Source organism: Variovorax sp. TBS-050B, assembly GCF_029893635.1.
Classification (GTDB): Bacteria; Pseudomonadota; Gammaproteobacteria; order Burkholderiales; family Burkholderiaceae_C; genus Variovorax.
On record NZ_JARXYR010000002.1, the window covers coordinates 1,551,464 to 1,572,756 of the forward strand.

A 21,293-nucleotide genomic window follows, 5' to 3' on the forward strand; every position below is an offset into this window, starting at 1 on the left:
CGCAGACACCATGACCACGCCTTCGCGCTTCGCTCTTTGCTCTTCCGTCCTCTGCGCCGCGCTGGCCTGCAGCCTCGCGGCCGCGCCCGCCCGCGCGCAGACGGCCCCCAAGCCGCCGGAACCGGCCACGCTGCAGGCCCATGCCGAGATGGCGAAGGCGCTGCCGTTCGCCGACCGCCAGGACTTCGAGGATGCGATGCGCGGCTTCATCGGCACGGTGCCCGACGCGCTGGTGCCGGGCGCGGGCGCGCGCCCGGCCTGGAGCATGAAGCCGTACGACTTCCTGCAGGCGGCGCAGCCGGCCGACACGGTCAACCCGAGCCTGTGGCGGCAGGCGCAGCTCAATGCGATCCACGGCCTGTTCAAGGTGAGCGACCGCGTCTATCAGGTGCGCGGCTTCGACCTCGCGAACATGACCATCGTCGAAGGCGATGCGAGCCTGATCGTGATCGATCCGCTGCTCACCGCCGAGACCGCGCGCGCGGCGCTGGCGCTCTACCACCAGCACCGCCCGCGCAAGCCGGTCGGCACGGTGATCTACACGCACGGGCACGTCGACCACTTCGGCGGCGTGAAGGGCGTGGTGGACGAGGCCGACGTGGCCGCGGGCAGGGTGCAGGTGATCGCGCCCGCCGGCTTCATGGAAACCGCGGTGGCCGAGAACATCCTCGCGGGCAACGCGATGAGCCGGCGCTCGCAGTACCAGTTCGGCACGCTGCTCGCGCCGGGCGCGCGCGGGCAGGTCGACACGGGGCTCGGCAAGGCGCTCGCGCGCGGCACCATCACGCTGATCGCGCCCACCTCCAGCATCGAGAAGCCCACCGAGACGCGCACGATCGACGGCGTGCAGTTCGTCTTCAAGCTCGTGCCGGGCTCTGAGGCGCCCTCGGAAATGCTCATGTACCTGCCGCAGCAGCGCGTGCTCAACATGGCCGAGGACGTGACGCACAACATGCACAACCTCTACACGATCCGCGGCGCCGAGGTGCGCGACGGCAACCTGTGGTCGAAGTACATCGACGAGGCGCGCGTGGCCTTCGGCGGCGAGGCCGAGGTGCTGATCGCGCAGCACCACTGGCCCACCTTCGGCAGCGAGCGCATCGTCGGCCTGCTGAAGAAGCAGCGCGACATGTACAAGTTCATCAACGACCAGTCGCTGCGCCTGCTCAACCAGGGCTACACCGCGGCCGAGATCGCCGAGACGCTGCGCATGCCCGCGAGCCTGGCCAGGGAATGGTCCGCGCGCGGCTACTACGGCACGCTGCGCCACAACGCGAAGGGCGTCTACCAGAAGTACCTCGGCTGGTACGACGCGAACCCGGCCAACCTCGATCCGCTGCCGCCGGTGGAGGCCGCGAAGAAGACGATGCAGTACATGGGCGGGGCCGACGCGGTGGTCGCCCGCGCGCGCGAGGACTTCGCGAAAGGCGAATACCGCTGGGTCGCGAGCGCGATGAACCAGGTGGTGCATGCCGACCCCGCGAACCGCGCGGCGCGCGAGCTCGGCGCCGATGCGCTGGAGCAGCTCGGCTACCAGGCGGAGGCCGGCACCTGGCGCAGCGCCTACCTGGTGGGCGCGATGGAGCTGCGGCGCGGCGTGCCCAAGGTGCCGGGCGGCAGCAGCCTCAATGCCGACACGCTGAAGGCGGTGAGCAACGAGCTGTTCTTCGACTTCCTCGGCGTGCGGCTCGATGCGGCCAAGGCCGAAGGCAAGACGATGGTGATCAACTGGCACTTCACCGATTCGGGCCAGAAGTTCGTGCTGACGCTCGAGAACTCGGCACTCACGCACGTGGCGGGCCGGCAGGCGGAGGCGGCGGATGCCAATGTGACGCTGAGCCGCGCGACGCTCGATGCGATCACGCTCAAGCAGACCAGCTTTCCCGAGGCGGTGCGCTCGGGCCAGGTGCGCGTCGAGGGCGACCGCGCGAAGCTCGGCGAACTGCTCGCGATGCTCGACACCTTCGAGCCGATGTTCCCGATCGTCGAGCCGCGCGCCGCTCAGCCGAAGAACCAGTAGCAGACCGCGACGGCCGCCACCACGCCGGCCAGCTCGGCCGCGAGCGCGCAGGCCACCGCATGCCGTGCGCGCTGGATGCCGACCGCGCCGAAGTACACCGCGAGCACGTAGAAGGTGGTCTCGGTGCTGCCCTGGATGGTCGCGGCCACGAGCGCGGGAAAGCTGTCGACGCCCTGGCTCTTCATGGTCTCGATCAGCATCGCGCGCGCCGCGCTGCCCGAGAAGGGCTTGACCAGCGCGGTGGGCATCGCATCGACGAAGCGCGAATCCCAGCCGCCCATGTCCACCAGCCAGCGCAGGCCGCCGAGCGCGACGTCGAGCGCGCCCGAGGCCCGCAGCACGCCGACCGCGCACAGCATCGCGACCAGGTACGGCAGCAGGTTCTTCGCGATCTCGAAGCCGTCCTTCGCGCCCTCGATGAAGCATTCGTAGACCTTGATGCGCCGCAGCGCCCCCACCAGCAGGAACGCGACGATCACGCCGAAGAGCACGAGATTGCCCAGGAGCGACGAGAGCGATGCGATGGCCGCCGCCGACAGGCTGCCCAGCAGCGCCATGAAGCCGCCGAGCAGCAGCGCGCCCGGCACGAGGTAGGCCAGCACGACGGGATCCCACAGCCGCAGGCGCTGCACCGCGGCCACCGCGAGCAGGCCCGCGAGCGTCGAGGCGCTGGTGGCGAGCAGGATCGGCAGGAACACCATCGCCGGATCGGCCGCGCCCTGCTGCGCGCGGTACATGAAGATGGTTACGGGCAGCAGCGTGAGCGACGAGGCGTTGAGCACCAGGAACAGGATCTGCGCGTTCGTGGCCGTGAGCGGATCGGGGTTGAGCCGCTGCAGCTCACGCATCGCCTTCAGGCCGATCGGCGTGGCCGCGTTGTCGAGCCCGAGCGCATTGGCCGCGAAGTTCATCGTGATGAGGCCCAGCGCCGGATGGCCCGCCGGCACGCCGGGCATGAGCCGCCGGAACAGCGGGCCGAGCATGCGTGCGAGCCAGCCGACCAGCCCGGCCGCCTCGGCGATGCGCAGGAAGCCGAGCCACAGCGTGAGCGTGCCGAACAGCAGCACCATCACCTCGACCGCGAGCCGCGCCATCGCGAAGAGGCTCTCGACGATCGCCGCGAACACGGCCGCATCGCCCCCCGCGAGCCAGCGCACCAGCGCCGCCAGCATCGCGGCGACGAAGAAACCCAGCCACAGGCCGTTGAGCACGCGTTTTTTCTTTCTGCGTCAGTTCACTTCGATCAGCAGCTGCGGGTGGAAGCCTTCCTGCTCGCCCTTGCCCTTGTAGCCGAGCGGATTGGCGACCACGCGGCAGCCGTTCCTCACGTAGTCGAAGGGGCAGTGCAGATGGCCGTGCAGCCACAGCTGCGCATGGGCGAGCAGCGGGTCGAGCGCATTGCAGAAGCCGGCCGTGCCCGGCGTGAGGCCGTAGCGCGGATCGGCGCTCGCGAGGCTGGGCGCGAAATGCGTGATCGCGACGGTGGTGCCCGCGAAGGGCTCGGCCAGCGCCTGTTCGAGCCAGGCCTGGCATTCGAGCGCCTGCGCGCGCAGCTCGGCCGCCATGAAGGGCCGGCCGTGGCGCACCGTGGCGGCCTTCTCGAGGTAGAAGTCGGCCGCGCGCATCGCCTTGCCGCGTTTCTTGAGCGCTTCGGCGAGCCCGTCGGTGCCGGGGTCCACCAGCGCGTCGAAGTCGGCCCAGAGCGTGGTGCCGACGAAGCGGATGCCGTCGATCACCGCGGTCTCGCGCTCCAGCCAGCGGATGTCGAGTTCGGCGCAGAGTTCGCGCAGCCGCGCGTGGGTCTGGTCGAAGTCGGTGTTGTCGTACTCGTGGTTGCCGGGCACGTAGACCACTGGCACGGGCCAGCCGCGGCGCGGCGAGAAGCGGCCGAGGCCGAAGTCGTCGTCGGCCAGCCGCGAGCCCTGCTGGTAGGAGCCGATGTCGCCCGCGAGCACCAGCATGTCGGCGCCGGGCACCGGCGCCGCATGGAAATGTGGGTGGGACTCCAGGTGCAGGTCGGAGAGCAGTTGCAGCTTCATCGTCGTCGGGTCGGTGCGGCAAACCAGTCTATAGGAATCAGCCCATGCACAAAGCGCATGACAGGGGTGGTTTAAATACTAGGGATAACCCTTATTCTTGAGCCATCAACCACTCCGCGCCGCCAAAAGCAGCGCAACCGTCATGTTCAGCCTTCTTGCCCAAGTGGCCCGTTTCTTCCGTTCGACCCCGGCCGACAGCCTGCCGGCCAGCCATGCCGCCGTGCTGATGGAAAGCGCCGACAGCCGCGCCGGCCTCGACGCCCGCCAGGCGCAGGAACTGCGCATCGCCGCCAGCACCTGGCTCAGCGTCGTCCGCTGAGGCCCCTCGCCGGCAGTCAGCCGGCGGCCTTGCGCCCGAGCGCCGGGTCCGAAAACGCGGCCGCCGCCGAGCGCAACAGCGCGGTGCGCAGCCATTCGTGCGCATGCCCGTGCTGCGCGCGACGGTGCCAGATCGCATCGACGTGCACCATCGGCTGCTCGAAGGGCAGCTCGCGCAGCACCAGCTGGTCCTCGATGCCCGTCACGGTCACGAAGTGGCGCGGCAGCACCGTCAGAAGGTCGGAGTTGGCGACCACCCGGCCGGCGGTGAAGAACTGGTTCACCGTCACCACGATGTGGCGTTCGCGCCCCAGCGCGCCCAGCGTCTGGTCGATGAAGCCGTAGGGACGCCCCGAAAAGCTCACCAGCAGGTGCCGCGCGGCGCAGTAGTCGTCGAGCGTGAGCGGCTTCTGCGCGAGCGGATGGCCGCGCCGCATCACGCAGACGTATTCGCCGCGGTAGAGGCGCTGGGTCTCGAAGGCCACCCCCACGCCGGACTGGCCGCGCGCCGCGAGGCTCGCGATCACGGCCGGGAAGTAGCCCACGGCCATGTCGACCTCTTCCTGCTCCAGCATGCGCCGCGGATCGCGCGTGGTCAGCGGCAGCACGCGCAGCGAAATGGCGGGCGCTTCCTTCTCGACGATCTTCACCAGGCCGGGGATCAACTCCGCCGCCGTGGCGTCGGCCATGGCGAGCAGGAAGGTGGTGTCGGCCGAAGCCGCATCGAACTCGCCGGGCGCGAGCGTGTGCTGCAGCTGCCGCAGCGCGTCGCGCACCGTGGGCCAGAGCGCCAGCGCGCGCGGCGTGGGCTCGACGCCCGCGCCCGAGCGGCTCACGAGTTCGTCGCCCAGCACTTCGCGCAGCCGGCGCAGCGCGTTGCTCACGGCCGGCTGGGTGATCGACAGGTTGCGCGCGGCCCGCGTGAGGTTGCGCTCCGCCATCACCTCGTCGAAGACGCGCAGGAGGTTGAGGTCGAGGGTGCGGAAGTTGACGTCCATCAGCGTTGTGAATGATAAACATCAGAAAGATAAAGTGGCAAAACACTAGGGCAAACCCTAATATCTCCCCATCGGCGGCATTCGCCACTCATCCCACGGAGGGATTCATCATGACCAGCTTCGTCCACGTCGACCAACCCACTGTCCATCCCGGCGTCGAGCGCGCCGAGATTCTTCTTGCGCGCATCCAGGCAGCCCGTGCGGGCGGCAACGGTGCGCGCCCCCTGATCGTCCTGCTGATCCTGGCCGTGCTGGCCGCGGCCGCGGTGGTGGCCGACAACCTCGTCACCCATTGGGACGAAGGCGCGCTGCTCGCGGCCTGGGCGGTGCTCTCTGCCGCGGTGTTCGCCGGCGTCGCGCTCTACGCCAGCTCGCTGCGCAGCGTCTTCGCCCGCGTGGCCGGCGTCTGGAACGCCGCCGCCCAGCGCCGCGCCGCGGCCCGTGCCGATGCCCGCTTCCTCGCCACCGCCAAGAGCGACCCGCGCATCATGCAGGAGCTGCAGGCCGCCACCTGGCGCGAAGAGTCGCAGGGCAAGATCCCGGCCGCTGCCGCCGCCAAGGTCGACGCCCTGGCCCGCATGGCCGAGCGCTCGAACGAAGCCCGCATGCCGACGATCTACGAAGCCATGCGCCGCATGAACAGCTCGCGCTACTACTGATCGGCCGCCAGGCCGCACGAAAAAGCCGCCCCGAGGGGCGGCTTTTTTCATGGGCGCTGCGGCGCCTCAGGCGGCCAGGCGCTGCTCGATGGCGGCGCGGGTCTCGGGCAGCTCCTTCGGCAGGTGGTGCTTGAGCTGCTCGAACAGCTCGGCATGGAGCTTGAGTTCGGCTTCCCAGGCGGCCTTGTCGATGCTCGTGACGCTCTTGAACTGCTCGGCGCTGAAGTCCAGGCCGGTCCAGTTGAGTTCCTCGTAGCGCGGGCTCACGCCGAACACGTGGTCGACGCCCTCGGCCTTGCCTTCGATGCGGTCGATCATCCACTTGAGCACGCGCATGTTCTCGCCGTAGCCGGGCCAGACGAACTTGCCGTCCGGGCCCTTGCGGAACCAGTTGGTGGTGAAGATGCGCGGCTGCTTCGCGCCCGAGGCTTCGAGCTTCCTGCCGAGGTCGAGCCAGTGCTGGAAGTAGTCGCTCATGTTGTAGCCCATGAAGGCCAGCATCGCGAACGGATCGCGGCGCACCACGCCGACCTGGCCGACGATGGCCGCGGTGGTTTCCGAGCCCATGGTGGCGGCCATGTAGACGCCTTCGGTCCAGTTGCGGCCTTCGGTCACGAGCGGCACGGTGGTCGAGCGGCGGCCGCCGAAGATGAAGGCGTCGATCGGCACGCCGGCCGGATCGTCCCAGGCCGGGTCGAGCGCGGGGTTGTTGGTGGCGGCCACGGTGAAGCGCGAGTTCGGATGCGCGGCCTTGGCGCCGGTCTCCTTGGCGATCGCGGGCGTCCAGTCCTTGCCCTGCCAGTCGATCAGGTGCTCGGGCAGCTTCTTGCCGGGCACGTCGTCCTCCAGGCCTTCCCACCAGACGTCGCCGTCGTCGGTCAGCGCCACGTTGGTGAAGATCACGTCGCGGTCGAGGCTCTTGAGGCAGTTCGGGTTGGTCTTGAGGTTGGTGCCGGGGGCCACGCCGAAGTAGCCGGCCTCGGGGTTGATCGCGTACATGCGGCCATCCTTGCCGGGCTTGATCCAGGCGATGTCGTCGCCGATGGTCGTGACCTTCCAGCCCTCGAAGCCCGCGGGCGGCACCAGCATCGAGAAGTTGGTCTTGCCGCAGGCCGAGGGGAAGGCGGCGGCCACGTGGTACTTCTTGCCCTCGGGCGAGGTCACGCCCAGGATCAGCATGTGCTCGGCGAGCCAGCCTTCGTCGCGGCCCATGGTGGAGGCGATGCGCAGCGCGAAGCACTTCTTGCCGAGCAGCGCGTTGCCGCCGTAGCCCGAGCCGTAGCTCCAGATCTCGCGCGTCTCGGGGTAGTGCACGATGTACTTGGTCTTGTTGCAGGGCCAGGCCACGTCCTTCTGGCCCGGCTCGAGCGGCGCACCCACGGTGTGGACGCAGGGCACGAACTCGCCGTCGGCGCCGAGCACGTCGTACACGGCCTTGCCCATGCGGGTCATGATGCGCATGTTGACGGCGACGTAGGGGCTGTCCGACAGCTCGATGCCGATGTGGGCGATCGGCGAGCCCAGCGGGCCCATGCTGAAGGGCACCACGTACATCGTGCGGCCCTTCATGCAGCCGTCGAACAGCGGCTGCAGCGTGGCGCGCATCTCGGCCGGGGCCACCCAGTTGTTGGTGGGGCCGGCGTTCTCCTTCTGCTCGGAGCAGATGAAGGTGCGGTCCTCGACGCGTGCGACGTCGCTCGGGTCGGACAACGCGAGGAAGGAGTCGGGGCGCTTGGCCGGATTGAGCTTCTTGAAGGTGCCCGCATCCACCAGCTTCTGGCAGAGGCGGTCATACTCTTCCTTGCTGCCGTCGCACCAGTAGACGGCCTCGGGTTTGCAGAGCGCGGCCATTTCGGCCACCCAGGCAATCAGCTTCGCGTTCTTGACGTATGAGGGTGCCTGAATGGCGAGGCCCTGCATCGTGGGTGCGTTCATCGGAAATCTCCTAAGTTGAAAAATCGTCTTTCCGAACGGGACGCCGCGCCGGCGGGGCCGCGGAGGTCCGTTTGAGAAAACGTTTCGCCTGAGGGAGACTGCGTCAGCGCGGGCCGGCCGGCCCGCGGACGGGAACGCGACTGGCTGTCAGGCCAGGTAGACGGCGATGGATGCCAGGAGCAGCATCAGCACCCCGCCGGCCAGGGGCAGCACGAGCGGCATCAGATGCACGACCGATTCGACGGCGTCTGCTTCAACGGCCGCGGCGTGGCCGGGCTCGACGGGAGTGGTGTTGGACATGGAATACCTCAAATCACGAATACACAAACTGGGGCGCATTTTACCGATGGGGCCGCCCGGACCGGTCTAGGGGGTTGCCAGCCCCCATTCAATGCTGCTCCTCGGCTTCGAACCCGGCCTCGTGGAGCGCGCCCAGCACGCTCGCCAGATGGGCCCGCCCGCGGGTCTGCAGCACGAGTTCGATGTCGACGTTCTGCGCCGCCAGCATGGTGAACGCGCGCTGGTGGTGCACCTCGTCGACGTTAGCGCCCGCTTCCGCCACGGTGGCCGTGATCTGGGCCAGCGAGCCCGGCACATCGCGCGCGCTCACGCGCACGCGCGCCAGCCGGCCGGCCCGCACCATGCCGCGTTCGATGATCGCCGCGAGCAGCAGCGGATCGATGTTGCCGCCCGAGAGCACCAGCCCCACGCGCTTGCCGCGGAAGCGCTCGGGATGCCGGATCAGCGCCGCCAGGCCGGCCGCGCCGGCGCCTTCGACCAGGGTCTTCTCGATCTCGAGCAGCATCAGCACGCCCTGCTCGATGTCGCCTTCGTCCACCAGCAGCAGGTCGTCGACGTGGCGCGCGATGATCTCGCGCGTGAGAACGCCCGGCGTGCCCACCGCGATGCCTTCGGCGATGGTGCTCTTGCCCTGCAGGTGCTGCGTGCCCTTGACGGCGTTCACCATGCCGGGAAAGCGCGTGGTCTGCACGCCGACGATCTCGATGCCGGGCTTGCGCTCGCGCGCCGCGATCGCCATGCCGGCGATCAGCCCGCCGCCGCCGACCGAGACCACCAGCGCATCGAGGTCGGGCACGGCATCGAGCATCTCCAGCGCCACCGTGCCCTGGCCCGCGATGATGGCTTCGTCGTCGTAGGGATGGACGAAGCTCAGCCCTTCGCGCGCGGCCAGTTCGAGCGCATGCGCGCGCGCCGCGTCGAGCGTGTCGCCGTGCAGCACCACCTCGGCCCCGAAGCCGCGCGTGCGCTCGATCTTCACGCCCGGCGTGAAGCGCGGCATCACGATGAGCGCGCGCAGGCCGAGCCGCTCGGCGTGGTAGGCCACGCCCTGGGCATGGTTGCCGGCCGACATCGCGATCACGCCGCGGCAGCCGCCTTCGGACAGGTCGACGAGCTTGTTGCAGGCGCCGCGCTCCTTGAAGGACGACGTGAACTGCAGGTTCTCGAACTTCAGGAACACCTGCGCGCCCACGATCTCCGAGAGCGTGCGCGATTCGACGCAGGGCGTGTCGAGCACCTGGCCCTGCAGGCGTGCCGCCGCACGCCGGATTTCTTCGATTCCGACCATGGCGGCCATTGTGGCTGTAATCGCACCACGAGGGTTTTTACCGTTCCGGCATCTTCCCCCAACCAAAAGTCTGCGCTATGGTCTCTCCACGAATTTCCTCGTCTGGAGTTGGCTGATGGTCAAGCGTGCGGGTGTCGATGTGGTGGCTGCTGCGGTACGCGGGCAGGCATTGCCGTCGCCCGGGCTCAAGGGGGCGCCGGTGCTGGAGCTCATGTGCTCGCACTTCGTGCTCACGCTGGCCGCCAAGCAGGGGCCGCGCTTCAACGTGCGCCGCGACATCAACGGCCTGCTCTCGCTCACCGGCCGCCATCTGGTGTGGCCGGCCGCGGTGCTGCAGCGGCTGCGTGAATTTCTCGGCCGGCGCTGCGCGGGCAACGAGGCCTGGAAGGGCGTCGAGAGCTTCGACGGCCGCACGCTGCTCGAGCGGCACGGCGTGTGGCGCGGGCCCTACGAGGAAGGCACGCTGTTCTTCTACCTCGACGAATACGCCAAGGACCATCCCAAGGACCTGCTCTCGGTGCTCGCCGTCACGCGCGACTGGCTCACGCATGCGCTGCGCAAGCAGTCGACGCTGGTCGAGAAGAACATCGATGCGCTCGCGGGCCTCCTGCAGCTCAACAAGGCCGAGCGCGCGCTGCTGCTGTACGGCACGCTCGCGCGCTACCAGCGCGACCTGCGTTCGCTGCTGGTGGAGTTCAAGGTCAACAACGCGCCCGAGGCCTACGCCGCCATCGCCGACATCGCCGGCGTGAACGCGAGCGAGGTGGGCGAGGCGCTGCGCGCGGGCTCGCGGCTCGAACGCATCGGCCTGGTGGAGAACCTGATCTCCGAGCACAACATCACCGACCTCGCCGACCTCATGAAGGTCAGCGAGAAGCTGCCGCCGGTGCTGATGCGCGAGTACCGCGACCACAACGAACTCATGGCCGTGTTCACGCGGCCCTCGGCCAAGAGCACGCTCACGCCGCACGACTTCTCCTTCGTCGAGGAGGACACGCGCATGCTCGTCACGCTGCTGCGCGCCGCGGTCGCGCGCAAGGAGCCCGGCGTCAACGTGCTGCTCTACGGCCCGCCCGGCACCGGCAAGACCGAGCTCGCCAAGGTGGTGGCGCAGGCCGCGGGGCTCGAGCTGTTCGAGGTCGAGTACGCCGACCGCGACGGCAACTCGCTCTCGGGCCGCGACCGTTACCGCTCGCTGCAGATCGCGCAGGTCTTCCTCAAGGGCAGTGCGCAGGCGGCGCTGCTGTTCGACGAGGTCGAGGACGTGTTCCCGCCCATCAGCACCGAGGCGGCGCAGTTCATGGCGCGCGCCGAGCAGATTCCCGCGCCCACGAGCGGCAGCGTGAGCGGCAAGGCCTGGGTCAACCAGATCCTCGAAGCCAATCCGGTGCCCACGCTGTGGGTCACCAACCGCATCGAGCAGATCGACCCGGCGTTCCGGCGCCGCTTCGCCTATCACCTCGAACTCAAGTCGCCGCCGCCGGGCGCGCGCGAGCAGCTCGTCAAGAAGACGCTCGAAGGCATCGTCGTGTCCGAGGCGTTCACCGCGAAGCTCGCCGAGCGCAAGGGGCTCACGCCGGCGCAGATCCGCACCGCGGTGCGCTTCGCGGGGCTGGCGTGCACCGAGGGCACTTCGATGGAGGCGCTGATCGAGCGCCAGCTGCGCAACGCCGACCTCGCGCTCGGCACGCCCGATGCCGGCCACGGCGAGCGGCGCAGCGTCACCACCTACGACCTCGACATGCTCAACGTCGAGACCCGCTTCGAAGTGCCGCGCATCGTCGCGGCGCTCAAGGCGCGCGGCCACGGCACGCTGTGCTTCTACGGCGCGCCGGGCACCGGCAAGACCGCGCTCGCCGAGCACATCGCCAGGGCCATCGGCCGGCCGCTCATCATCAAGCAGGCCAGCGATCTCATGAGCAAGTACGTCGGCGAGACCGAGCAGAACATGGCCGCCATGTTCCGCGAGGCCGAGGCCGAGAAGGCCGTGCTGCTGCTCGACGAGGCCGACAGCTTCCTGCAGGACCGGCGCGGCGCGCAGCGCACCTACGAAGTGACCGAGGTCAACGAGATGCTGCAGGGCATGGAGCGCTTCAACGGCGTGTTCGTCTGCACCACCAACCTGCTCGACCGGCTCGACCAGGCGGCGCTGCGGCGCTTCACCTTCAAGATCAAGTTCATGCCGCTCACGGCCGAGCAGCGCGAGCGCATGTTCGTGACGGAGGCGCTCGCGGGCGACGCGGCGCTGCTCACCGCGCCGATGAAGGCCCGCCTCGCGCAATTGCGCCAGCTGTGTCCCGGCGACTTCGCGGCCGTGAAGCGGCAGACCGACATCCTCGCGGTCGCGTTCTCTGCCGCGGAGTTTCTCGACCAGCTCGAGGCCGAGCACCGGATCAAGCCCGAAGTGCGCGAATCGCGCGGCATCGGCTTCGTGCAGTAGCAGCGGCGGCAGGACGAGACCAGCACGACACATGCGACAGACCGCGGCGACGCGGCCCACGGGGAGCCAAGATGATCACGACCGCCGGTGCGGCGTGGCGAGGAGGGGTTCGATGAACGAGCACAACATGCGGGCCGCACGCGCCCGGGGCACGCCGCGTTCCACCGCGGCGACGGTGGCCGCGTTCCTTCTGGCCGCGGTCGTCGTCGCGCTCGGCGGATGCGGCGGCGGTGGGGGCGGTGGTGGAGGCGGCGGGGGCTTTCCCATCGTCGCGCCGCCCGTCGCCGGGGGTGGCGGCGGTACCGGCACTGGCGATGGTGGCAACGGCCCCGGCGACGGCGGCACGTCCGACCCGGACGCGATCGTGCCTTCGTCCAGCGTGGCGGGCCTGTGCGCCGCGCCGCGCGCCGGCATCAACCCCGCCACGGGCACGGCCTATCCGGACCGGCCCGGCACGCTGACCGACGAGAAGCGCTGGGTGCGCGGCTGGATCGACGAGACCTACCTCTGGTACACCGAGGTGCCGACCACGCTCAAGGCCGCCGACTACGCCACGCCGGTCGCCTATTTCAGCGTGCTCAAGACGCCGGCGCTCACGCCCTCGGGGCGCGCGAAGGACCGCTACCACTACGTCTACGACACCGAGCGCTACCGCCAGCTGTCGGAGGCCGGCGTGTCGCCGAGCTACGGCATGGAGATCGCCTTCGTGCGCAGTTCGGCGCCGCGCAACATCCGCATCGCCTTCGTCGAGCCGCTGGGCCCGGCGGCGGCGGCCGGCCTGCAGCGCGGCGCGAAGCTGGTCGAGGTCGACGGCGTCGACGCGGTGAACGCCACCGGCACGGCCAACGTCAACGTCATCAACCGCGCGCTCTCGCCGCAGGCCAGCGGCGAGAAGCACACCTTCACCTTCGAGGTGAACGGCCTGCGCGGCAGCCCGATCGAACTCACCTCGGCGCAGGTCACGCGCACGCCGGTGCAGAACGTGCGCATCATCGACAGCGGCGGGGTGCGCGTGGGGTACCTGCTCTTCAACGCCCACATCACGACCTCCGAGACGCAGCTCATCAGTGCGATCAACCAGTTCAAGAGCGCTGGCGTGCAGGACCTCGTGCTCGACATGCGCTACAACGGCGGCGGCCAGCTCAACATTGCAAGCCGGCTGGCCTACATGGTCTCCGGACCGGCCGCGACCACCGGCAAGGCGTTCGAGCGCCTCGCCTTCAACGACAAGAACCCGTTCCGGTTCACGCCGGCGCAAACGCTGATTCCTTTCTACGACACCAGCCGCAGCGGCGCGGCACTGCCCAGGCTCGGCCTCTCGCGCGTCACGGTGCTGGTGGGCCCCGACACCTGCTCCGCGAGCGAGTCGGTCATCAACGGGCTGCGCGGCGCGGACGTGAGCGTCAATCTGGTCGGCGGCCGGACCTGCGGCAAGCCCTACGGCTTCTATCCGCAGGACAACTGCGGCACCACCTACTTCGCGATCCAGTTCCAGGGCGTGAACCACAAGAACTTCGGCGACTACGGCGACGGCTTCACGCCCGACTGCAGCGTGGCCGACGACTTCGGCCATGCGCTCGGCGACGAATCGGAAGCGCGGCTCGCGGCCGCGCTGAGCATGCGCAACGGCGGCGCTTGCCCGACCGGCTCCACCAAGCTGCTGCCGGGGCTCACGAAGCCCGAGGCGCCCGAAGCCGAGCCCTACCTGCGCAACCGTTCGCCGCTGCAGGAGATCCGCCTGATCGACGCGCCCGGCGCGCCGTCCTCGGCGGGCTGAGCCCGCCCGCGGTCCCCGCGTAAACCCTGAAACCTTTTGGCCGTCTTGCCGCGCGACGGCGTGGCCGATAGAGTGGCCGCAGTCAGACGCAAACGTTTGCGCAAACGTTTGGCTTCGAGGTTTCATTTTTTCTTCGATCACGGCGTCGGCCGTTGCAAAGGAGCGCGGGATGCAGGTTCAGATTCAACGGCGCCGGTGGATCGCCTCGGCACTGTTCGCCACGGTGCTGTCGGCCTGCGGCGGGGGTGGCAGCAGCGGCACCGGCGGCTTCGGGCTCGCGCCCGGCTTCGGCGCCGATGCGCCGGCGGCGCAGAAGATCATCATCGACAGCGACTACAACACCATGAGCGACGACGGCCAGCTCGGCGTGATGGCCGCGCAGCTGCAGGCCGAAGGCAAGGTGCAGGTCATGGGCATCACCGTGGTGTCGGGCAACAAGTGGCTGCGCCAGGGCGTGGCGGAGGCGCTGAAGTCGGTCGAGCGGCTCGGCGTGGGCGACCGCATCGGCGTCTATGCGGGCGAGAACTACGCGCTCAACCACGACCATGCGGACGTCCAGGCCGAGCTCGCCGCAGGCGCCGGCGGGGACGGCTACCTGGGCGCCTGGAGCAGCCCCGAGCCGAGGACCGACGCCGACCTCGTGCCCATTCCCGACGGCTTCGCCACGCACACGCAGGTGCAGCCGCGCAGCGCGGTCGACTTCATCATCGACACCGTCAAGGCGAACCCGAACGAGATCACCATCTTCGCCATCGGCCCGCTCACCAACATCGCCAAGGCCGTGCAGCGCAGCCCCGAGATCGTGCCGCTGATCAAGCAGATCATCTACATGGGCGGCGCGGTCCACGTGCCCGGCAACACCACCAAGGCGGCCGAGTTCAACTGGTGGTTCGACCCCGACGCGGCGCAGTTCGTGGTGCGGCTGCCGATCCCGCAGGTGGTGGTGCCGCTCGACGTGACCGACACCGTGCTCATGGACCGGAAGATCTACGACCGGATCGCGCATCCGGCGCGGCCGACCGCGGTGACCGAGGCGTTCCGCCAGGAATGGTTCGCGGCGGACTTCGAAAGCGATCCGTCGCACACCTCGAACATCTGGAATACGCTGACCATCGCCTACCTGCTCGACCCGCGCTATGCGACCGAGGTCTCGGAAGAGTTCGTCGACGTGATCGCCCGCCCCGGCGATCCGCAGAACGGCCGCTCGATCGGCTACGCGACGCCGCCCGCGGGCCTGCCGCTGCAGAAGATGAAGGTGGTGAAGAAGTTCGACAACGCGCGCTTCTTCGATCTGTACGTGGACCTGCTCACCCGGCCGGTGCCGGTCACGCTGAAGCCCTGAGCAAAGGCCCGCAAGGGCTCGCGGCGCTGCGGCGCCCGTTTGCCTTTCTCCCGCTGCTGGAGCCCCTCCGCGCGGCGACGGCGGTTCGCGCGTCCTTGTTAACGCCGGACCCCGTCGCTTGATGCCGAACTGCCCTTTTGTTGTAATGGTGCGCGGAGTGTCACCCACACGACAGCCTGCATCCGTTCCGGATCAGGGCATCGGCAGCAGGCGTTCCGCATGGCAGGGAGAAACAACAAATGCATCCGAAACCCTTCGCGAGATGGGCTTGCGCAGCCCTTTGCGCGTTCTTTGCGGTGGCCGTGCAGGCACAGCCCGCACAACTGATCCATCCGCGCTCCGAGTCGGGTTCGGACCTGTTCATCGACTACTACTGGAACCTTCTGGGCGAGGCGCTCCAGCGCACCGAGGCGCGCTACGGGCCGACCCGGGTCATCCAGACCCCCGACCTGATGAACCACAAGCGGGCCATGGAGGAACTGGCCCGCGGCCGCATCGACATCTACGTGCGCGCCTACATTCCGCCGAGCTACGCGGACCAGCTCAAGCTGGTGCCCTTTCCGCTCGACAAGGGACTGATCGGCCACCGCCTGCTGCTGATCCACCGCGACATGCAGGCGCGGCTGCGGCAGGTGAAGACGCTCGAGGACCTGAAGGCGTTCAGCATCGTGCAGGGCGCCTACTGGATCGATGCCGACATTCTCGAGGCCGCGGGCTTGCGCGTCGTGCGCAGCACCAGCTACCTGGGCATGTTCGACATGATCGCGAACCGGAACGTGGACCTGTTCTCGCGCGGCGCGAACGAGATCCTCGCCGAGTACCGCGACCATTCGGCGCGGCTGCCAGGCCTCGTGATGGACGAGGCGCTGGGGCTGGTCTTCCCGATGTCGTTCTACTTCATCGTCGCCAACACGGCGGCCGGCCACCAGATCCGCCGGCGCGTGCTCGAGGGGCTGGAAGCGATGGTGACCGACGGCAGCTTCGAGCGCAGCTACCAGCTGCTCAAGCGCAAATCGCTGGAGGGCGTCCCGGTGCAGGGGCGGACGGTCATCCGGCTGGCCAACCCCTTCTACGACAAGCCCGACTACATGGTCGGACGGCGAGGCATGTGGGACCAGGCGGTGTTTCGCTGAGCCCGCTTCATGCAGACCATCACACGCCCGCCCGTCGGACGCACGGCCCACGAAGCTTTCGAAGGCGCGGCGGCGCCGACCTTCGGTGCCGGCCGTCCGTTCTTCAATTCGATCCAGGTGCGCTTCACCGTGCTGGTGGCCGCCCTGACCCTGATCTTCCTGGCCTGCTTCCAGGTCTGGAACTACCACAGCAGCCGCCAGGACATCATGCGTGCGCTCAACCGCCAGATCAACGAGGCGGTGCAGCGCATCGAGGCCAGCATTCCCAATGCCCTGTGGGAATACAACACGCGCCAGATCCACAAGACGCTCGATGCCGAACTGCAGTCGCCGCTGCTGCTGGGCATCGAACTGCGCGACGTCGACAAGCTGGTCTACAGCGAGGTCGCGCCCCACGCCGCCGACCAGACGGTCGACGAAGTGCGCGAGATCGAGCTGCGGCATTCCGAGTATCCGAGCGTCAAGCGGATCGGCACGGTGCGGCTGCGGATCACCCATTCGTCCGCCACCGCGCAACTGAAGAAGGAGGCGCTGATGCTCTTCCTCGTGTCGTCGCTGCTGAACCTAGCCATCGTCGGGGTGCTCTTCTTCGTGCTCAACTGGGTGGTGCTGCGGCCGCTCGCGCGGCTCCAGCATGCGATGCAGGAGGTGGCCTCGGGCGATTCCGACCTGTCGCTGCGGCTGCGGCACTTCCGCACGGCGGAATTCGCCTGCATCACCTATTCGTTCAACCTCTTCGTCAGCAAGCTGCAGCGCGTGATGGGCGGCAGCATCGATGACGTGCACGAGTCGATCCGGGCCGTGGCGGAGGGCGAGCTGCAGCAGCAGATCCACGTCGCCGAGGGCGACGAAGCCAGCATCATGGCCCGGCTCGCGCTGATGCAGCGCCGCCTGCGCGAGTACCGCGACAACGAACGCAACGCGGCCGAACTGCTCACCGCGAAGGAAGCCGCCGACGCGGCCAATCGCGCGAAGAGCGACTTCCTCGCCAACATGAACCACGAGATCCGCACGCCGATGAACGCGATCGTCGGGTTCGCGTCGCTGCTCAAGCAGACCCGGCTCGACAGGCAGCAGCGCAGCTACCTCGACAAGATCGGCAGGTCGTGCCAGCACCTGCTGGGGCTGGTCAACGACATCCTCGATTTCTCCCGCCTCGATTCCGACAAGCTGAGCCTCGACTGCAGCGAGTTCGAACTCGAATCGGTGCTCGAGAACGTGGCGAGCCTGATGTCCGAGAAGATGAAGCAGAAGGACATCGAGTTCGTCTACGAGGTGGCGGCGAACGTGCCCAACCACCTCTACGGCGACGCGTTGCGCATCGGGCAGGTGCTGCTCAACCTGGTGAGCAATTCGGCCAAGTTCACCGAGCGCGGCCTGGTGCGCGTGGACGTGCGGGTGCGCGAGCGCGCGCACGACGCGCTGGTGCTGTACTTCGCCGTGACCGACACCGGCATCGGCATCGCGCCGGAACAGATCGGCCGGCTGTTCGAACGCTTCTACCAGGGCGACGCCGGCGTGACCAGCAAGTACGGCGGATCGGGCCTCGGCCTGCCCATTTCCAAGCGGCTGGTCGAGCTCATGGACGGCGAGATCGGCGTGCAGAGCGAGCCCGGCAAGGGCGCGACCTTCTGGTTCACGCTGAAGCTCCGGATCGACGGCGCCGCCGCGCCGGAAGGCTCCGCCGACGCCGGTCACTGCGGCCGGCGCGTGCTGCTGATCCAGCAGCGCGAGGCTTCTGCGTCGGCCACGCAGCGGCTGCTGCGGCGCCAGGGCCTGCAGGCCGAGTGGGTGCCGTCGGCCGCGGCCGCGCTGCGGAACATGGCGGCCCGGCCGCGCGAGCCCTACGACCTGATCGTGGTCGACGCGAGCGTGGCGCCGGGCGCGCATTCGCTCGCCATGCGGCTGCGCAACCATTGCCTGGAAGGCGAGGCGCCGCCCTTGATCCTGCTCACCCTGGGTGCGGGCGAGGCCGCGACCGCCGACTGGTCGGGTTTCGGCTCCGTCAACTTCGTCTCGCAGCCCGTCACGCCCATTTCGCTCAGCAAGGTTCTGCACCGCGCGCTGCGCCGCGGGCCCTCACCTGCCGGGCGCGGCCATGCGGTCGCAGCGTCGGACATCGGTTCGCTGCGGAGCCACCGCGGCGCGCGCGTGCTGCTGGTGGAAGACAACGAGTTCAACCAGCAGGTCGCGAGCGACATGATCCGCCGCGCGGGGCTGTCGGTCGACATCGCGGAGAACGGTCTGGCCGCGGTGTCGCTGCTCGAAACCAGCCTGCTGGGCGGTGCGCCCTACGACGTGGTGCTGATGGACCTGCAGATGCCGGTGATGGACGGCGTCACCGCCACGCGCATCCTGCGTGCGAACCGGGCGTTCGACGATCTCCCCATCGTCGCCATGACCGCGAGCGCGCTGACCGAGAACCGCGACCTCTGCCTGTCGGTGGGGATGAACGACTTTCTCGCCAAGCCCGTGGACCCCTCCGCGCTGTGGCGGGTGCTGGGCACCGCGCTGGCCGGCAGGCCGCCGCACGGCGCGGCACAAGCGGTGTTCGAGGACGATCCAGAGGCCGCCTCGGTGCAGGCGCTGCAGGCGGCCCTGGCACGCGTGCGCCATCTGCGGGTCGACATTGGCCTGCGCTGCGCGATGGACGACGCCAGGCATTTCTGCAGCGTGCTGCGCAAGTTCGCGCAGACCGAGGCGAACATCATCGCCGGGCTGCGCGCGGCACTGCAGGCCGGCGACTGGCCGCTCGCCGAGCGCGCGGCGCACAACCTCAAGGGCTCTGCCGGCTTCATCGGCGCGCATGAACTGCAGGTCGACGCCGTCCGGCTCGAGAAGGCCCTGGTGGCACGCGATGCCGAAGGCATCGAGCCGCTGGCGGCCGCCTGCGAGCAGGTGCTGTCAGAGCTGACCGAAGACATCCTGCGCCACGTGCCCGATCTCGCGGCCGTGGCCTGAGCTCACGCAGGCTGGCCGCAGACCCGCAGCACTTCGCTGCCGTAGGCCTCGAGCTTCTTGGTGCCGATGCCGCTGATGCCCTGCAGGTCCTCGAGCGTCGCCGGCGCGCGCTCGGCGATGGCGGCCAGCGTGGCGTCGTGGAAGATCACGTAGGCCGGCAGGTTGTGCTCGCGCGCCACCTCGGCGCGCCAGGCCTTGAGCGCCTCGAAGCGCGCCTGGCCCTCTGCGTCGAGCGCCGCGGCGGCGGGCGAGGGCGCACCGCGCGCGGCCTTTTCGCGCCGCGCCTTGCCGCCGCTGCGCGGCGCCGGCGACGAGATCGACTCGCGCAGCGACACCGGCGTCTCCCCGCGCAGCACCGCGCGCGAGCCCTCCGTGAGCTTGAGCGTGTTGTAGGCCTCGGCATCGACCGCCACCGCGCCGATCGCGATCAATTGCCGCAGCACGCCGCGCAATTGCACCTCGCTGAACTCGGCGCCGAGCCCGAAGGTGCTGATGCGTTCGTGGCCGTACTGCTTCACCTTGTCGGTCGCCTTGCCGCGCAGGATGTCCATCACGTGGCCGGCGCCGAAGCTGATGCCGCTTTGCTGCTGCACGCGGTAGACGGTGGAGAGCAGCTTGCGCGCCGCGTCGGTGCCGTCCCAGACCTGCGGCGGGCTGATGCAGTTGTCGCAGTTGCCGCATGTGGCCCCCACGGTCGGCACTTCGTGCCCTCCCTGCCCCCCGAGGGGGCCGCGGCCGCCTTGGGGCGGCCCGGCGTCGGCCGGGGCGCGCTTGTAGGTTTCGCCGAAGTAGCCCAGGAGCCGCACGCGCCGGCAGTCGCTCGCCTCGGCCAGCGAGAGCAGCGCGTCGAGCTTGCCGCGCATCACCTGCTTGAACTCCTCGCCCGCGGGGCTCTCGTCGATCATGCGGCGCTGGTTCACCACGTCCTGCAGGCCGTAGGCCATCCAGGCGTCGGCGGGCGCGCCGTCGCGGCCCGCGCGGCCGGTCTCCTGGTAGTAGCCCTCGATGTTCTTCGGCATGTCGAGGTGGGCCACGAAGCGCACGTCGGGCTTGTCGATCCCCATGCCGAAGGCGATGGTCGCGACCATCACGATGCCCTCCTCGCGCAGGAAGCGGTCCTGGTGCTTCTGGCGCACCGCCGCATCGAGTCCCGCGTGGTAGGGCAGGGCGTTGATGCCCGCGCCCTGCAGCGCCACCGCCACGTCTTCCACCCGCTTGCGCGACTGGCAGTACACCACGCCCGCATCGCCCTCGTGCTCGCGCTCGATGAAGCGCAGCAGCTGCGTGGTCGCTTCCTTCTTCTCGACGATGGTGTAGCGGATGTTCGGCCGGTCGAAGCTGGAGACGAACTGGCGCGCCTCCTGCAACTGCAGCCGCTCGACGATGTCCGCGCGCGTGAGCGCATCGGCCGTGGCCGTGAGCGCGATGCGCGGCACGCGGGCATAGCGCTCGTGCAGCACCGTGAGCGCGCGGTACTCGGGGCGGAAGTCGTGGCCCCACTGGCTCACGCAATGCGCCTCGTCGATCGCGAACAGCGAGAGCTTGCCGCGCGCCGCGAGCGCGTCCATCAGTTCGAGGAAGCGCGGCGTGGTCACGCGCTCGGGCGCGGCGTAGAGCAGCGTGATCTCCGCGCGCGCCATGCGGCGCTCGACCTCCTGCGTCTGCTGCCAGTCGAGCGTGGAATTCAGGAAGGCCGCGTCCACCCCCGCCTCGTGCAGCGCGCCGACCTGGTCGTGCATCAGCGCGATCAGCGGCGACACCACCACCGTCACCCCGTGGCCCGCGCGCTGCCGCGCGATCGCCGGGATCTGGTAGCACAGCGACTTGCCGCCGCCCGTGGGCATCAGCACCAGCGCGTCGCCGCCGCCCACCACGTGATCGACGATGGCCTGCTGCGGGCCGCGGAACTGCGCATAGCCGAAGACCTCGTGGAGGATGGCGGCGGGCGCGTTGCTGTGGGGGTCGTCGAGGGGCGGGGGGGCGAGGGAGGACACGGGCAATCGAAGGGGGCGCGGAGGGTGGGAAGGACGGGCGCTCGATTGTCCCCCAGCGGCTCGTTGAAGACTGTGGCACGAGGTTTGCA

Annotated in this window: 15 protein-coding genes; 8 read left to right on the forward strand and 7 right to left on the reverse strand. The window is 69.2% G+C overall.

Annotated features, from left to right (window positions below; translation table 11 throughout):
- The first annotated feature begins 10 nt into the window (after nt 1–10).
- Nucleotides 11–2,020, forward strand: a complete 2,010-nt coding sequence (locus M2165_RS10495; RefSeq protein ID WP_280814588.1) for an alkyl sulfatase dimerization domain-containing protein — start codon at nt 11–13, stop codon at nt 2,018–2,020.
- Here M2165_RS10495 and M2165_RS10500 read toward each other — a convergent pair.
- Both M2165_RS10500 and M2165_RS10505 read right to left on the reverse strand, forming a co-directional pair.
- Nucleotides 2,002–3,231, reverse strand: coding sequence for a spore maturation protein (locus M2165_RS10500; protein WP_280814589.1), 1,230 nt, complete (start codon nt 3,229–3,231; stop codon nt 2,002–2,004). The genes M2165_RS10495 and M2165_RS10500 overlap by 19 nt on opposite strands.
- An 18-nt stretch (nt 3,232–3,249) precedes the next feature.
- The gene (locus M2165_RS10505) at nt 3,250–4,059 is read right to left on the reverse strand and encodes a metallophosphoesterase (protein ID WP_280814590.1); all 810 of its coding nucleotides are present in this window, start codon (nt 4,057–4,059) and stop codon (nt 3,250–3,252) included.
- 142 nt (nt 4,060–4,201) lie between these two features.
- On the opposite strand from M2165_RS10505, the gene M2165_RS10510 reads away from it, so the two are divergent.
- A complete protein-coding gene (locus M2165_RS10510) occupies nt 4,202–4,378 on the forward strand; it encodes a hypothetical protein (protein WP_280814591.1) in 177 nt (58 codons plus the stop codon).
- 16 nt (nt 4,379–4,394) lie between these two features.
- Here the strand turns inward: M2165_RS10510 and M2165_RS10515 are convergent, their stop codons facing one another.
- Nucleotides 4,395–5,375, reverse strand: a complete 981-nt coding sequence (locus M2165_RS10515; RefSeq protein WP_280814592.1) for a LysR family transcriptional regulator — start codon at nt 5,373–5,375, stop codon at nt 4,395–4,397.
- A gap of 110 nt (nt 5,376–5,485) precedes the next feature.
- Here M2165_RS10515 and M2165_RS10520 point away from each other — a divergent pair, with 110 nt between their 5' ends.
- Nucleotides 5,486–6,034, forward strand: a complete 549-nt coding sequence (locus M2165_RS10520; RefSeq protein WP_280814593.1) for a hypothetical protein — start codon at nt 5,486–5,488, stop codon at nt 6,032–6,034.
- A 66-nt stretch (nt 6,035–6,100) separates the two neighbouring features.
- On the opposite strand, the gene M2165_RS10525 is transcribed toward M2165_RS10520, so the two are convergent.
- The 3 genes from M2165_RS10525 to M2165_RS10535 all read right to left on the reverse strand — a co-directional run bounded on the left by M2165_RS10525 (nt 6,101) and on the right by M2165_RS10535 (nt 9,566).
- A complete protein-coding gene (locus M2165_RS10525) occupies nt 6,101–7,969 on the reverse strand; it encodes a phosphoenolpyruvate carboxykinase (GTP) (protein WP_280814594.1) in 1,869 nt (622 codons plus the stop codon).
- A gap of 147 nt (nt 7,970–8,116) precedes the next feature.
- Complete coding sequence (locus M2165_RS10530; protein ID WP_280814595.1) at nt 8,117–8,269, reverse strand: hypothetical protein; 153 nt, start codon at nt 8,267–8,269, stop codon at nt 8,117–8,119.
- Nucleotides 8,270–8,357: 88 nt separating this feature from the next.
- A complete protein-coding gene (locus M2165_RS10535; protein ID WP_280814596.1) occupies nt 8,358–9,566 on the reverse strand; it encodes a threonine ammonia-lyase in 1,209 nt (402 codons plus the stop codon).
- Nucleotides 9,567–9,672: 106 nt separating this feature from the next.
- Here M2165_RS10535 and M2165_RS10540 point away from each other — a divergent pair, with 106 nt between their 5' ends.
- The 5 genes from M2165_RS10540 to M2165_RS10560 all read left to right on the forward strand — a co-directional run bounded on the left by M2165_RS10540 (nt 9,673) and on the right by M2165_RS10560 (nt 19,210).
- A complete protein-coding gene (locus M2165_RS10540; RefSeq protein WP_280814597.1) occupies nt 9,673–11,997 on the forward strand; it encodes an AAA family ATPase in 2,325 nt (774 codons plus the stop codon).
- Between the two features lie 112 nt (nt 11,998–12,109).
- Nucleotides 12,110–13,774, forward strand: coding sequence for a S41 family peptidase (locus M2165_RS10545; RefSeq protein ID WP_280814598.1), 1,665 nt, complete (start codon nt 12,110–12,112; stop codon nt 13,772–13,774).
- 169 nt (nt 13,775–13,943) lie between these two features.
- Complete coding sequence (locus tag M2165_RS10550; RefSeq protein WP_280814599.1) at nt 13,944–15,116, forward strand: nucleoside hydrolase; 1,173 nt, start codon at nt 13,944–13,946, stop codon at nt 15,114–15,116.
- 302 nt (nt 15,117–15,418) lie between these two features.
- Complete coding sequence (locus M2165_RS10555) at nt 15,419–16,249, forward strand: hypothetical protein (protein ID WP_280814600.1); 831 nt, start codon at nt 15,419–15,421, stop codon at nt 16,247–16,249.
- A gap of 9 nt (nt 16,250–16,258) precedes the next feature.
- Complete coding sequence (locus M2165_RS10560; RefSeq protein ID WP_280814601.1) at nt 16,259–19,210, forward strand: ATP-binding protein; 2,952 nt, start codon at nt 16,259–16,261, stop codon at nt 19,208–19,210.
- A gap of 2 nt (nt 19,211–19,212) precedes the next feature.
- Here the strand turns inward: M2165_RS10560 and M2165_RS10565 are convergent, their stop codons facing one another.
- Complete coding sequence (locus tag M2165_RS10565) at nt 19,213–21,204, reverse strand: RecQ family ATP-dependent DNA helicase (protein ID WP_280814602.1); 1,992 nt, start codon at nt 21,202–21,204, stop codon at nt 19,213–19,215.
- Between the last annotated feature and the right edge of the window lie 89 nt (nt 21,205–21,293).

Coding starts and splice junctions, on each gene's coding strand:
- M2165_RS10495 (WP_280814588.1), top strand. CDS start 11: ATGACCACGCCTTCGCGCTTCGCTCTTTGCTCTTCCGTCCTCTGCGCC.
- M2165_RS10505 (WP_280814590.1), bottom strand. CDS start 4,059: ATGAAGCTGCAACTGCTCTCCGACCTGCACCTGGAGTCCCACCCACAT.
- M2165_RS10510 (WP_280814591.1), top strand. CDS start 4,202: ATGTTCAGCCTTCTTGCCCAAGTGGCCCGTTTCTTCCGTTCGACCCCG.
- M2165_RS10515 (WP_280814592.1), bottom strand. CDS start 5,375: ATGGACGTCAACTTCCGCACCCTCGACCTCAACCTCCTGCGCGTCTTC.
- M2165_RS10520 (WP_280814593.1), top strand. CDS start 5,486: ATGACCAGCTTCGTCCACGTCGACCAACCCACTGTCCATCCCGGCGTC.
- M2165_RS10525 (WP_280814594.1), bottom strand. CDS start 7,969: ATGAACGCACCCACGATGCAGGGCCTCGCCATTCAGGCACCCTCATAC.
- M2165_RS10530 (WP_280814595.1), bottom strand. CDS start 8,269: ATGTCCAACACCACTCCCGTCGAGCCCGGCCACGCCGCGGCCGTTGAA.
- M2165_RS10535 (WP_280814596.1), bottom strand. CDS start 9,566: ATGGCCGCCATGGTCGGAATCGAAGAAATCCGGCGTGCGGCGGCACGC.
- M2165_RS10540 (WP_280814597.1), top strand. CDS start 9,673: ATGGTCAAGCGTGCGGGTGTCGATGTGGTGGCTGCTGCGGTACGCGGG.
- M2165_RS10545 (WP_280814598.1), top strand. CDS start 12,110: ATGAACGAGCACAACATGCGGGCCGCACGCGCCCGGGGCACGCCGCGT.
- M2165_RS10550 (WP_280814599.1), top strand. CDS start 13,944: ATGCAGGTTCAGATTCAACGGCGCCGGTGGATCGCCTCGGCACTGTTC.
- M2165_RS10560 (WP_280814601.1), top strand. CDS start 16,259: ATGCAGACCATCACACGCCCGCCCGTCGGACGCACGGCCCACGAAGCT.